At 57.7% G+C, this 13,631-nt stretch carries 11 protein-coding genes; 4 read left to right on the forward strand and 7 right to left on the reverse strand.

Features of this window, described 5'->3' with window-relative positions; all coding sequences use genetic code 11:
- A partial coding sequence (locus tag AC1D35_RS23080) for a hypothetical protein (protein WP_477940202.1) occupies window positions 1-202 on the reverse strand: 202 nt, incomplete at its 3' end.
- A 29-nt stretch (window positions 203-231) separates the two neighbouring features.
- On the opposite strand from AC1D35_RS23080, the gene AC1D35_RS23085 reads away from it, so the two are divergent.
- The 4 genes from AC1D35_RS23085 to AC1D35_RS23100 all read left to right on the forward strand — a co-directional run bounded on the left by AC1D35_RS23085 (window position 232) and on the right by AC1D35_RS23100 (window position 3,550).
- Window positions 232-717, forward strand: coding sequence for a DUF305 domain-containing protein (locus AC1D35_RS23085; RefSeq protein WP_113311410.1), 486 nt, complete (start codon window positions 232-234; stop codon window positions 715-717).
- 12 nt (window positions 718-729) lie between these two features.
- Window positions 730-2,187 carry a YncE family protein gene (locus AC1D35_RS23090; protein WP_113311409.1) on the forward strand — a complete coding sequence of 486 codons (1,458 nt, stop codon included), beginning with the start codon at window positions 730-732 and terminating at the stop codon, window positions 2,185-2,187.
- 62 nt (window positions 2,188-2,249) lie between these two features.
- Entirely contained in the window at window positions 2,250-2,777 is a 528-nt protein-coding gene (locus AC1D35_RS23095) for an RNA polymerase sigma factor (RefSeq protein ID WP_113311408.1), read from the forward strand.
- Entirely contained in the window at window positions 2,774-3,550 is a 777-nt protein-coding gene (locus AC1D35_RS23100) for an anti-sigma factor family protein (protein WP_113311407.1), read from the forward strand. Before AC1D35_RS23095 ends, AC1D35_RS23100 begins: the two co-directional genes overlap by 4 nt.
- 64 nt (window positions 3,551-3,614) lie before the next feature.
- Here AC1D35_RS23100 and AC1D35_RS23105 read toward each other — a convergent pair whose 3' ends face one another.
- From AC1D35_RS23105 to AC1D35_RS23130, 6 genes are all read right to left on the reverse strand, one after another.
- Complete coding sequence (locus AC1D35_RS23105; protein ID WP_113311406.1) at window positions 3,615-5,261, reverse strand: GNAT family N-acetyltransferase; 1,647 nt, start codon at window positions 5,259-5,261, stop codon at window positions 3,615-3,617.
- A 135-nt stretch (window positions 5,262-5,396) separates the two neighbouring features.
- Window positions 5,397-5,885, reverse strand: coding sequence for a hypothetical protein (locus AC1D35_RS23110; protein ID WP_113298038.1), 489 nt, complete (start codon window positions 5,883-5,885; stop codon window positions 5,397-5,399).
- 79 nt (window positions 5,886-5,964) lie between these two features.
- Window positions 5,965-7,314, reverse strand: coding sequence for an HlyD family type I secretion periplasmic adaptor subunit (locus tag AC1D35_RS23115; protein ID WP_477940205.1), 1,350 nt, complete (start codon window positions 7,312-7,314; stop codon window positions 5,965-5,967).
- A 5-nt stretch (window positions 7,315-7,319) separates the two neighbouring features.
- Window positions 7,320-9,650, reverse strand: coding sequence for a type I secretion system permease/ATPase (locus tag AC1D35_RS23120; protein WP_477940207.1), 2,331 nt, complete (start codon window positions 9,648-9,650; stop codon window positions 7,320-7,322).
- Between the two features lie 25 nt (window positions 9,651-9,675).
- Complete coding sequence (locus AC1D35_RS23125) at window positions 9,676-11,742, reverse strand: hypothetical protein (protein WP_477940208.1); 2,067 nt, start codon at window positions 11,740-11,742, stop codon at window positions 9,676-9,678.
- A 137-nt stretch (window positions 11,743-11,879) separates the two neighbouring features.
- Window positions 11,880-12,890: an MSCRAMM family protein gene (locus AC1D35_RS23130; protein ID WP_113307145.1), complete on the reverse strand. Its 1,011-nt coding sequence runs from the start codon at window positions 12,888-12,890 to the stop codon at window positions 11,880-11,882.
- Between the last annotated feature and the right edge of the window lie 741 nt (window positions 12,891-13,631).

Raw genomic sequence — 13,631 nt, forward strand, 5'->3', positions numbered from 1 at the left:
GCCTAACCGAGCAGGCCATCCCCAAGAAACCAAAGCTCAACAAGTGACGTTCGGGCCGCCACATCGCGGGCTTATTACTGTCGCGGGAGGCAACCACGCCATCGTCTGAGCTACCGCAGCCTGCCACACGCCAAAATTTATCTGATCCTCGAAAAACTGTAGCTGGGCGGAATAAATCGCCAGCTCCGTTGTCTACGTCCATGAAACCGCTCTGCATAACAAGGAGCCCGCATGAACGTCTTTCCTCGAAAAACATCCCTTCCCCTAGCGGCATCGATCTTGGTGATCTTGTCCGTTTCCGCGTTTGCGGACGATGCAGTATCGCATGAACACACTACCTCCCCGGTTACCGACGAGACGCCGTTCCTGGCGGAAAACGATGCAGCCATGGTGAGGATGATGAACGACATGGCGGTCAAGCCAACAGGCGACGTCAGCAGGGATTTCGTCGAGATGATGATCCCTCACCATCAGGGCGCGATCGATATGGCGCAGACCTATCTGCGTTATGGCAGCAATGAGCAACTTAAGCGCATAGCCCAGGAAATCATCGTCGATCAGCAGCAGGAAATCGCCGCGATGCGGCTGGCTCTCGGCGATCCTCTTCCGCCTTCGGAGCCGGCACCGACACAAGTTTCCCCGCAGAACTCCCTCTCTTCTGGAGCCGGCATGTCGATGATGCCGGCTATGGATCCGAACATGAAAATGGGCAATTGAAAGGACCCCGTTATGAAGTCTAGCCTTCTCGCCCTCAGCCTTTTCGCCGGCACGATGCTGGCGCCATCAGCGAGCTTTGCCGGACAGGCGCCGAGTGCGGCCTCCGATCCGGATATCCCGATCAGCGGCAGGGATCGCGTCTATGCGGCCGAACAATTCTCCAATACGGTTTCAGTCACCGATCCATCCACCAATAAGTTGCTCGGCGTTATCCGTCTCGGCGATCCGCAGCCGGGCAATTTGAGTCCGCTCTACCGGGGACAGGTCCTGGTCCACGGCATGGGCTTTTCGCCCGATCACAAGACATTGGCTGTCGTTTCGATCGGCTCGAATTCGGTGACGTTCATCGATACGGCGACCAACGCCGTGAAGCACACCACCTATGTGGGCCGCTCGCCGCATGAGGCATTTTTTACGCCCGATGGCAACGAAGTCTGGGTCACCGTTCGCGGAGAGGATTACATTTCGGTCATCGACGCGCATACCTACAGGGAGAAGCTGCAGATCAAGGTGCCGGCCGGACCGGGCATGCAGATATTCTCGCCGGATGGAAGATACGGCTATATCTGTTCCTCGTTCAATCCGGAGACCGTCGTCGTTTCCGTCGCCGATCATCAGATCGTTGGCCACATCAAGCAGGAAAGCCCCTTTTGCCCCAACATTGCGGCGACGCCTGATGGCAAGCAGGTTTGGTTCACTCTGAAGGATATCGGCAAAACGCAGGTCTTCGACGCTGACGCGCCTTTTGATCTCATCAAGACGATCGATACCGGGCCGATCACCAATCACGTCAACATCGTTCACAACACCAATGGCGACTTTGCCTACATCACCGTTGGTGGCCTCAACCAGGTGAAGGTCTACCGGACGGATAATTTCGAACAGGTCGCGACGATCCCGGTCGGTAATCTTCCGCACGGTGTGTGGCCATCAGGCGATGGCACGCGCGTCTATGTAGGCCTCGAAAACGCCGACGCGCTCGCAGTGATCGACACGCTGACGAACAAGGTGATTGCCATGATACCGATCGGCCAGGCGCCACAGGCCGTCAACTATGTCCCAGACGCAGTCCCTGAGGGCGACGGCATGCAGAACCTCCAGCCGCTCGGTATTGCCGGCCAGGTGGCGCATCTTGCCCTGCAGGCGCCCAAGTCAAAGCAGGATGGCATTGCTCCAACCAGTGTCTCTCTTTTCGATCAAGGCCTGTCGCAGGTGTTGCAGGCGTCCGTGACGGGTCTGGAACCAAAGAAGCCCTACATTCTTGCGCTCTCCACGCGGGCCGACGGTACGGGTGATCTTCAGCCTCTGGCTTCCTTCATGACGAATCCGGCCGGCTCGGCCATCGTCAACGCGGTTGGCCCCATCCGACAAATCATCCAGAGCAGCGAGAAGGCTGAGCGCCGCTATCTCGTTGTCGCTGCGGCAGGGGATAAAGGGCCGGGTGACGTCGTCCAGATCCAAGCGAAGTAAATCCGTTCAGCCCGCCGGCTGTGATAGGGTGGCGGGCGGAAGCTTCTGAAGGTAAGCCTCTCATGAGTGACATTCTGCAGCTCGTCGAACCAATGATCCCGGCACTCCGYCGCTATGCCCGTGGACTGCTGCGGGATGCGACGGCAGCCGACGATCTCGTCCAGGATTGCCTGGAGCGGGTTATCGCCCATTGGCATCATCGCCGAAACGACGATCCGCGCACCTGGGTCTTCGCCATTCTTCACAATCTGGCGGTCAACCGGTTGAAACAGACCGCACGCCGTGGCGAACATCTGCCCTTTGAAAAGGTGGACGAAAGCGCCTTTGCCAGGCAACCGACACAGGAAGACAATCTGATACGTCGCGATGTAATTCAGGCGCTGGAGCAGCTTCCCGAGGAGCAGCGAAGCGTTCTGCTGCTGGTGTCGGTCGAGGATCTGTCCTATTCGCAAGCAGCGGAAGTCCTGTCTATTCCGATTGGCACCGTCATGTCGCGCCTGTCGCGGGCGCGTGAGCGGCTGCGTCAGATATTGGAGAATCCGGGGCAGACAGTGCAGGGGCCATCCGCCCATCTTCGGAGAGTAAAATGAGCGTAAAACCAATAACCGAGGATGATCTTCACGGCTTTGTGGACGGCGCCCTCGACGAGGTGCGTGAAGTCGAGGTTGCTGTCTACCTTGAAACCCATCCCGAAATCGCTGCGCGAATCGACAGCTACGGCAGGCAACGGCTGGATCTGCGGGCCGTGCTCAACCCGGTGGCGGAAGAACCGGTTCCAAGCCGACTGAACCTGAGCCACCTGGTGGATATGCGTAAGCAAAGCCGGCTACCCTTCTGGCGCATGGCCGCCGCCGCCGCGTTTCTTCTGATTGCTGGCGGTTCGGGTGGCTGGATGTTGCATGGCATGTACAGGCAATCGAGCGAGGGCATGGTTGCGCTGGCCGATGAAGCAGCCGACAGCTTTGCTACTTATGCGTCCGACAGGACGAGGCCGGTCGAGCTTCGCGCCGACAAGATGGTCGAGCTTGTTGACTGGGCGACCGAACGAATGGGCCGTAAGCCGGTGCTGCCGGATCTTTCCAAGTCGGGCTATCGTCTGATGGGCGGCAGGATGATCGCGACGTCTCATGGCGCCGGGTTGATGCTGATGTATGATGATGACCGGGGAACGCGTCTCGTTATGCTGACGCGGCCAATGCTCGCCGATCAGAACAAACCCATGGCGCCGCATGCGCAGGGCAATGTTGAGGGCTGGAGCTGGGCGTCCGGCGGCATGGGTTACAGCCTGGTCGGCGTCCTGCCGGCCGATACCTTGCATCCTCTCGCCGATGATATCAGGCACCAGACCGAAACCGGCGTCTGAACTCTGTCATGCCGAAAGCATGTTGCGCAAAGTGTGCAGGGTCTTGCGGTAACAACATGCATATTTAGTGCATGCGGGGACGGCGTTTCTCGCCGCCGCGCCTTCCAGGCAACCCCATCATGCCTTGAGGGATCTGTTCATCGGCAGCCAATGCCGCATTATGCTGGCGTAGACGCTCAAGCGCCACGGAAGCAAGCTCGGTATAGGGAATAGTAGCCGGATCGTCGGTATGGATATCCTGGATCGCTGCAAGGACCGTCTCGGCTTGCGTAAGGCGGCGTGTTGCGATGAGGGCGATGCCTTCCTTGTAGCGGGCCTGCACCACATGGGGCGCCTGCTCGCCGATGCGACGGAAGGTTACGGCTGCATCCTCATAGAGTTTCAGCGCCAGTTGCGTATCTCCAAGGCGAAGCGCAATCGGCAGTGGCTCGGCCGTGCGCTCCAGCAGCGACTGATAGGCGGCAAGGGCTTCGGTCAGCTTTCCCCGATCGAAGAGCAGGTTGGCAAGGCCAAATTCGGCACCGACATGGCCCGGCGAGGATTGCAGAACCTGGGCGAAGACGATCTCGGCTTTTCCCTTCTCCCCCTTTCGATACATTTCGAGTGCTTGCTCGTAGACATAGTTGACGCTGCGCGGATGCAGAACGCCGCCGAGATTRCGCCCATCGCGGGTCCTGAAGAGCGTATAGCTGATCCGTCGCTCGTCAGCGCCGAAGACATATTTGTAAGGTTCGTTTCCGCGCAGGAAATCATAGAATCGGAAGCCGCCTTCGATCGCACGGCGGATGCAATATCCATGCAGCACGAGACCGGGAGACGGCGTTTTCCAGTTCTCGTCACGACCGGTGATATAGAAAAGGATCGTCTTTTTCGGGCGGTCGATGATATTGGCGAGCGCGCCGAGCGGCTGCTCGCCGAACCAGAAGACCGGAACGTCCAGTGTGCCGTTCCTGAAGCAGTCCATCAGCATTTCGCGGGTAGAATTGATGAGCCGCTCCGTCCGTTCCGGTCCTTTGCGCTCCGTCCATCGCATGCGCCAGAAATCAAAGAGAATGGTGAGGTCGCGGTCAATGGTCTCGGGCGTTGCCATCGTGATCCGGTAGCCTTCGTCGCCGTCGAGCTTGCGCAGGAAGCGGCGCAGCTTCTGGCGCGTCTGGCTGCTCATCTTCCGCTCCAGATAGTCGTCCCAACTTGCAGGCAGAATGACCACCGGGCAGATCGTATTGTCGATATTATCATGGCCAGTTGGGACGTTGTCACGGAACATGACGAGCGGCCCCTGGAGTGCAAGGATCATCTTCTCGCGCCGTTCCGGTGGCCCGCTGAAATGCTCCAGCCGGAGATGCGTCCAGTTCTGCTGTTTGAGGTAGGCGGCAAAGCCGTCGATAGCTTTTTGTTCGTAGCCGGGCATGACGATGAGGCCGGTATAGTCGGCCGAATAATTTCCGCCCATGACGATTTCATCGTAGAAAAGCCCGCTCTGCTCATCGAGTTTCGTGAGCAATCTCAGCGGCAAAAAGGCGACATAGGGAGCATCCGGCTGCCGCTCGCGCAGCGCCAGGACGAACCAACGGCCGCGATGCCCAAGAAAGTCTCTAAGCCATGTCCAGGAGAGGAAATGTTGGGCATCCGGATCGTCCCGATAGACCTGATCCCAGTTGTCGCGAACGGCCTCGTAGCCGGCTACGGTATCAATGATATCGATGCGCATGCCCCCTCCCAATACTCCGTACGCAATTCGGGATATTTCAGTCTAATGGGGAATATCGATCTTCAAATAAACCGTCCGGGTGATTCATCGGCGCGAAATGGGATTAGTCCGCAGCCGCGCTTTCGGCCTGCAATGCTAGAGTGCCACAATCCGCGGGCTCGCATGGATGAAAGCCCAGAGCGCCTTGCTGATATTGACGATCTCGCCGATCGATTTATCCAGAAGCTCCATTTCCCGGTCATCCATCTGTTCGATCTTGCCGTAGCGGATTTCCTTGTCGTCCTCGACAAGCCGCATGAGCTGCGTGCTGGAGATCTCGCCCTTTTCGTCGAAGGAATAGATGCAGTGATTGTATTTGTTGCGCATCTTCGATTCCTTCTTCAGGCGCGACATGGCCGAGAGAACCGCCTTGCGGTCCGCAGCAGGCGTCGAAGTGAGCTTTGCGAGACGCTCGACGAGATCTATGCGCGCGCGCGTCGTATTAAGCGTCAGGAAGACCACGATCGCCGCCTCCTTCTCCACCTTGAGAAGATGGGCGATAATATAGATCAGCAGGCTTTCCGTATTCGTCCAGACATAGTTTAACCGGCCAACACTCAATAAGACATCAGACATGGCCGGCATGCTGGACTCCTCCGCTTCAACGCTAACGATACATGGACTATATCAGATCATTCCGTCAGCGCGTCGCGATTTCCTGCGCTCAGCGCTCCTTGAACGCACGCGACATGCTGTCGGCGATCGGCTTGCTCAGATACTCGAAGAAGGTGCGCTCCGAACTCTGGATCAGCACTTCAGCAGGCATGCCGGGAACCGGATGGAAGTTGTGAACGCGGGCAATTTCCGAGTCCGGGATCTGTACGCGTACGATGTACACGTCCTTCACGGACAAGCCGGAATTTTCCTCGATGGAATCGGCCGAAACATAGAAGACCTTCCCTTCCAGAACCGGCGTGGTGCGCCTGTTGAGGGCGGTCAGGCGGATTGCCGCCGTCTGCCCCTCATGAAGCTGATCGATGGAGGTACGCAATACCTGCGCCTCCAGGATCAGCGGCACATGGGCCGGCAGGATTTCCATGATCGGTTTTCCGGTGGTGATGACGCCGCCGGCGGTGTGATAGTAGGAGCGCACAACGGTACCTGTCACCGGCGAACGGATGACTGTGCGCTCCAGAACGCCGGCAGCTTCGTGCATCTGTTGACGTACGCTGTCGAGGTCGGATTCGGCGGTTTCCAGTGCATCGAGCGCTGCCTGCTTGTTGGAATTGACGGCGATGACAGCTTCCTGGCGGAACTTGGCTATTTCCGCCTCGCTCTCGTTCAGTTCGCCGTTCAGTCGTGAAATATCGCCCATCGCGTCGGMAATGGCGCGCTCGATGGCCAGAAGGTCGGTCCTGCGCATGTAGCCGACTTTGACCAGCCGTGCCTTGGAATCTCGCTCATCCGTAAGCAGTGCCAGTTGCCGTTCGAAGGACTCGCGCTGGCCCTTGTAACCTTCGAAGCGGTATTCCAGCGATTTGATGTTCTTCTCGATGAGGTTGAGCTGCTCCTCGAGCTTGACCTGCTTGCTGTGGAAGACGACGTTCTGGCTCTGGATGATGGCGTTGATGTCGGGGTCGCTCGCCTCTGCCATGACGATGTCGGGAAGCTTGAACTCGCGCGATCCCTGTGCTTCGGCCCTGAGGCGTCCGACGACTGCCTCCAGGCGCAGCCGCCTCAGCGTCAGCATTCGCTCGTTGGTCAAGGCGGCTGTTTGATCGAGAGTGACCAGGACGTCGCCCTCCTTGACGCTCTCGCCTTCGCTGACGAGCATTTCCTTGATGATGCCGCCTTCAAGGTGCTGGACGACCTTGTTGTTGCCGGTTGCCACGAAGCTGCCCTGGGCGATGATGGCGGAGGCAAGCGGCGCGGTTGCCCCCCAGTATCCGAAACCGCCGAACGAGCAGAAAAGGACAGTCAGGCCGACAAAGCTGTGCAAACGGATGGAGCGCGGCACGTCGCCATACCATTCGAGCTGCACCGGGCCGGTGGATTCCTGCTTCTTCTTTTCCATGGCCTTCATCCTTCGATACGCGGTGACTGTTGGCCAGCTCGGCCATTGCCCTTTGATATTGCCTGCAAGACTTCCATTCGCTCGCCGAACATGGCGACCGTGCCGTCCTTGAGCACCATGATCTTGTCTACGCACTGTAGAAGGGCGGGGCGTTGCGTGATCGTAACTGTCGTGATGCCCTGTTTCTTGGCGTGGATCAGCGCTTTTGCGAGAGCGGCTTCACCTTGCGTGTCGAGGTTGGAGTTGGGCTCGTCGAGCACGACGAATTTGGGATCGCCGAAGAAGGCGCGTGCGAGCGCGATGCGCTGCTTCTGGCCGCCCGAAAGCGGCGAGCCATCGGACGCGACAACGGTCTCATAGCCCTGTGGGAAGCCAGCGATCAGCTCATGCACGTCGGCAAGAACGGCGGCCTCATAGATCTGCCGGTCTTCGATGTCATCGCGCATGCGGCAGATATTGGCCTTGATCGTTCCCGGGAAGAGCTGCACGTCCTGGGGCAGATAGCCGATGCTTTCGCCGAACTGCCGCTGGTCCCAGTTGCGCAGATCCATGAGGTCGAGGCGCACATTGCCGGAGGTTGGCAGGATGGAGCCCACCAGCATTTTGCCAAGTGTCGTCTTGCCGGAACCGGAATTGCCGATGATCGCCAGCGATTCACCTTTCTTCAGCGAGAAGGAAATGCCGTTCAGGATCACCTTCTTCTGCGGCGGCGGAACGAAGAGGAGCCGTTCCACATCGAGCCTGCCTTCCGGATTGGGAAGGCGCAGGCGCGGGAAGTTGAGCGGCGAGGTGAGAAGCAGGTTCTTGATGCGGCCATAGGCAGCAGCCGATCGGTTGAATTGATGCCAGCCTTCGATTGCTCCTTCGATCGGCGCCAGCGCGCGGCCGGAAATGATCGAGGCTGCGATGACCATGCCGCCCGTCAATTCTCCAGACAGCGACAGATGTGCGCCCCAGCCGAGAAGCCCGACCTGGGTGATCATGCGGCAGGCCTTGGAAACGCCGGTGAAGATGATATTGCGGTCTTGCGCCTGGACGTGGGATTTCAGCGAGCCGGCGGTTTCCCGACCCCACATCTTCACYGCCTCGGGGATCATCGCGAGTGCGTTGATGATCTGCGAATTGCGCGACATGGAATCGAGATGGAAATTCGCGCGGCTGAGATAGCTGTTGGATTCGGCGAACTGTTTGGCCGTGAACTTCTGGTTCAGGAAGGCGATCAGAAACAGCACCGCGCAGCAGACCATGATGATGATGCCGAGATGCGGATGCACCAGATAGACCACGACCACGAACAGCGGCATCAGCGGCGCGTCGAGGAAAGCAATCAGCGTTCCTGAAGTCAAAAAGCTGCGGAGAGACTGTAGGTCCTGCAGAATCTGGTAATCCTTGCCGCTTCCATGCAGCGAGGCGCGAGCGGCGGCACTGAGGATGGGTGCACCCAGCTGGACTTCCAGTTCCACGGCAGTCCGCATCAGGATGAAGCGACGGATGGAATCCATGAAGGCCTGCAAGAGGACGGCGCCGACCACCACGATGGAAAGCATTACCAGCGTGTCGATGGAGCGGCTGGTCAGGACGCGGTCGGAAATCTGGAAGAGGTAGAGCGGGATCGCCAGCAGGAGCACATTGATCGCGATTGTGAAGACCATCACGATTGCGAGGTTGCGCCTGATGACCGCGACGCCTCTCGCAAGGCTCAAAGCGAAATTCACCGGCTCGCTGCGCTTGTGGAAGCCGTTGTTTCCGCCGCCACCACCGCCGCCGCCACCGAAATCCGGTTCCTTGCCGCCCCCACCACCGCCGCCTGCACGCAGGCGGCGCTCATTATCTTTCACCGGCCCGGTGTCGCCGTCGATCGTCTTGGCGAAAGGAATATCCGGCTTGGCCTTGAGTTCGTTGATTTCATCGGGTGCCCGCCGCGCCTCGATATTGGGCGTCGCCCAAAGTTCTTCAGCCGGCTGCGGCTTTGTTTTCGGCTCTATAGCATCGACGACGGGCAGGTCGTGGCCGGAAAGCTGCCTTTCAGATCGTTCGGTCGGCATTACGGTTTGCACGTCATCCACTTTCTCTTCAGCGACAGCCTCGACAGCCTCGACAGCCTCGACAGCCTCGACAGCCTCGACAGCCTCGACAGCCTCGACAGCCTCGACTTCGTGGGGATAGGAAGGCGCCTTGCGCGTCAGTTGGCGAAGATGGTCCACYGCATCGTCGATCGCCGAAACGCAGGCCTGCGTCAGAAAATCCTGAGGATTTGCGGCGGTCGGGGATGGTTTGTCACCACGCAGATCGAGTGCGCTGCCATTGGCAAAAATCTGTTTTGAGATTTGGTTCATCGCGGTCTCTCCCAATATACGCAGGTCACGCGACCACGGCTTGCATTACATCTGAGGGGTGAGCGGAGGACCATGAAAGGTCATGCCCGCCGTTGATGACGCCATCGCCGCTGTCCCCGCCTTGGAGGCTATCGTCGTCGAGAAAGGCGATGACTTCATTGGCAAGTCTTTCGCCTGCCGTCTCGGGCTGGCTGACATCATGGTCTATGATGCCGCCCTGGATGAGAATGGCGTCGGAATAGAGCTGACCGGCAACGTAGGTGGTGTTGCCGAAGCTGTCGTAATCGACGATCTCAGCGATATTGGCGACGGTATTGCTGCCCGTATCAATCGTGACCACAGCGTCCGGGTTGTTCTTCAGAATCGCGGCTGCAGCCAGGGTCACGTCATCGGAATCTCCGAGCACCGCGACCTGCTTGATGATCGTCATGTCGAAGAGATTGCCGGTGATGTAGAGAACATTCAGGCCGACATAGCCTTGGAAATTGGAATCGGTAGACAAGCCCTCGGGCATTGTCGGATCGCGCTCCTGGATCCCCTTCTCTGCCTGGGACATATAGTCAGGCATGGCCTCGAACCGGTCATTGGCGCCGAMATTGTGGATCGCCGCGAGATTCCAGATGAGATTATTGCCGGACTGGATGGCGGCACTATCGTCGACACCATCCTCGGCGCGGGCCCAGTCATTGTCGTAAAGAAGTGAAATCTGCGTTATACTATTGATATCGTAAACATTTCCGCCAACGATCACCAGGTCGTACTGCAGGCCCATCTGGAAGTAGGATGAGAAATTCAGCGTCGTATTGCCGCCCGTCAGCACCGTCGTTTCCGACCCGCTCGTCATCACGGTCATGGTGTCGTTGTCGGTCACGAAATGATACTGCTCGATCCAGTTCACGAAGGAAACATCGCCCTCGATGACGCTGACACGCCAGGCCATCGGAAAGATCGGGTCGCCATGTGCATCGACCGTCGTCTGCGGTTGCGTCGACTGGAAACTGTCCCGTTCGAAGCTTGCAATGTTGTAGGCGGTGACGCCCGCGTTTTCGGCTGCATCAGCTGAGGAATGGAATACCGAGGAGATGCTGTCATTGTCGCTGTAGACATAGACCTGCGTGATCGCATCGACTTGGTGATAGTCACCCATGACAGCCGTCACGGAAGAGATCACAGCGGTATTGACGACGGAAGCAATGTTGGCGACGAGGTTTGCGCCCGCGGTGACCTCCAGGCTGCTTCCAGCCGGGTCATGCTGTTCGACGGATGTCTGGGTTTCGTCGGGTTCCTCAGCCAACTTGGCTAGGCCCCGGTCCGGCAGCAGGTCGTCGAGAACAGGAATTTCGGAAGCGAGCTTGCCGTTTATATAGGGTCCGGCGGTGATCTCGTCACCGGTCAGCACGAAATCATGGACCTGATCATTTGGATTGTCTGCCGGCGGTTCGTCCGTTCCGAGCGATGTCTGGCCGGAATCCTTTATCTCCTGGATATAGGTTTCCATATCCCCGGCGATCTGCTTGACGCCCTCGAGCGTGTCCGTCCGCTGCAAGTTGGCAAACGGAGAGAAAATCTCGGCCTCGGCGCTGAATTCCGTCAGTTTTTCGACGACGAAACTCGTATCGCGCGGGGCGTGATTGCCACCGGTCATATCGAGGTAATCGTCGTCGTAGAGAACGTTGACCTGTGTGGTGAAGCGGATTGCCGAGCCGGGCCCGTCGAAAACCTGCAGCTCTTCTTCGGTTTCGATACCGATGTCGATGTCTTGTGGGCTGCCGAACCGGGGCAGCGATACGTCGCGGTGGGCGATCTCGGAGAGCTTTTCGATGCTTTCCTCAAAGGGGCGGCCGAACCGGCGGGCGCCGCCATAAACGATCTCATAGCTGACGCTTCTGTAGTTGACATCAGGATCGTAGTCCTGGAGCGCGAGATCGGAGGCGAAAGTGGGCGTGTTGGCGACCAGATCGTCAAGCGCCGGATTATTTTCGGCAGGGCCTCTACCCTCCGCCAGCTCCGCGCGCAGCCTCATCTCTTCGGTCGTCGTTTCGAATATGCCGACGAAATGGGCGATGATTTCCGAGAATTTCTCAATTTGCATTGCCTTGGCCCTCCCCTTCGAAAAGACAACCGGCCATGCGGCATCCTTCTGCGGGGGCCGCGCTGTTCGTCAATTCGCACGCAAGCATTCAAACTGCACCGACCGAAGCCGGTGCAGCCCTTTCTTGGTCTTGGAGGTTAGTGTCCGCTGGTATCTTCGCCGACATCGGAGACGTGCGAGTTGCCGCCGATGACACTGGAGTCCACAGCATTGCTGAGCATGTTCGCGCCCTGAACGAGCTCCAGATGGAAGCCCGAGTTGGCGAGAATTGCGGAAGCATCTGCCGTCGATGTACCTGCGACGTCGTCGCCTGCCTTGAGGTCCCAGCCTTTGCCGTCCATATCGACGCCGTCAGCACCATGGGCGGTGCCAGCGTTTGCATTCAAGTGGTTCTGAGCATCGTTGTTGTTCTGCGCAACGTTCCAGGCGTGATCCTGGTCCGCCAGATGGTTCGCCTGGACAGTGTTGAAGACTGAGTCGGCGCCTCCGCCGGCCAGCGAACCGTTGAGGATGTTGTCGATATCGAGAGTGAAGGAGAAGTCGTCCCCGATGTCGAAGGTGAGGTCATGACCGGCAACGCCGAGGTTTCCGAAGTCCTTGACATCGTCAATGACGGCGAAATCCGTGTCCGTCTTGTTGAAGCTGTCGCTGGTGTTGTGGCTGTTGCTGGTCGATTCCGTCCTTGTGTCGTTATCGCTAACCGTCTTGATGTCGGTGTCGATATCCGTTTTCGTGGTTGTGGTCGTGTCGTTATCGTTGATCGTCTTGGTGTCGTCGTCGCTGTAGGATTTGGAATCGTAGCTCCAGTCGTAGTCCGACTTCGTGGTTGTTGTCGTATCGTTGTCGTTGATATTGGTGGTCTTGATATTGGTATCGTCGTCCGACTTGTAGCTCCAGTCGTATTCGTTGTCGCGGTTGTCGCCGTTGTCAGTCTTCACATCGACATCGACGTTGGCCTTGACATCAACATCTGTGCTGTTGTCGGTGTTGTTGCGATTGTCGCCGTTGGCGATGCCGCCGACGTAACCCGTAGAATCGTCATCGATTTCGGTCGAGTTGATAGCGCTGGAAAGGCCGTCGGCCAAGGCACCCACCTTAACGGTGTCGTCGTCGGAGCCCTGTGGACCGGGCTTGGGATCATAAGGCATTTCAGTTTTCCTCCAGAAAAAAAACTGGAGCAGCTTTCGAAGTCCCTCTCATCTCAAATGGGATCTTTGCTCGCGCTTGCTCCAATGCGTTAATATCGGCAGATGGACTCGGTACCTTTTCACCTGCAGCTTCATAGTGATTTGTTGGCCAAATTCTGTATTGGGATTGTGCCTATGCAGTACAAAGACGCACAAATCCGGTCCCGGACTCGATATGAGCGCGAGCAAGGCAGTCGAACTTCTTTTTGAGTTCCCTCGAAAGAAGACCAAGTATCAAAAACACATGCCGATACTCGGTTTTCACGTCGCCGCTTTGGCGACCATCACAGACTGATGGAAAAAAGTGGGTCCCGATAGATATCAATTCGGGCTAAGGTAGTTGAAAGCCGGTTCAATACTCTGGTTAAGCCTGTGCCGGGCGGCAGGCCCGGAAACCTGTGTATGAATTCGGGACGGCGTCCCATACCTCGGAATCCGCCGGATTCGACTGATTGCGGTATCGCGAAGTTAAGCCCGAAAGGTTCTCCGTCTTATTTTGAAATATCGTCTGCCCTTTACCGCTTTGCTTTCGTATGTCTCGAACTAATACATGGTGCTTTATACCGTGATCTAGTTGAAATACCGCCCACCAGTATGTTTCTTGTCCGAAATGCAACCATAAAGTGGCAAAAAATAAATATAACTTCGCGACAACTAACCCATTTGGGCCATTTCTTTCCTTTGAAATCCATATTACCATAA

The organism is Rhizobium sp. P1_E6 (assembly GCF_056405875.1).

Bases quoted from the DNA above. Each gene is read 5' to 3' on its own strand.
- AC1D35_RS23085 (WP_113311410.1), top strand. From the start codon at position 232: ATGAACGTCTTTCCTCGAAAAACATCCCTTCCCCTAGCGGCATCGATC.
- AC1D35_RS23090 (WP_113311409.1), top strand. From the start codon at position 730: ATGAAGTCTAGCCTTCTCGCCCTCAGCCTTTTCGCCGGCACGATGCTG.
- AC1D35_RS23130 (WP_113307145.1), bottom strand. From the start codon at position 12,890: ATGCCTTATGATCCCAAGCCCGGTCCACAGGGCTCCGACGACGACACC.
- AC1D35_RS23100 (WP_113311407.1), top strand. From the start codon at position 2,774: ATGAGCGTAAAACCAATAACCGAGGATGATCTTCACGGCTTTGTGGAC.
- AC1D35_RS23110 (WP_113298038.1), bottom strand. From the start codon at position 5,885: ATGCCGGCCATGTCTGATGTCTTATTGAGTGTTGGCCGGTTAAACTAT.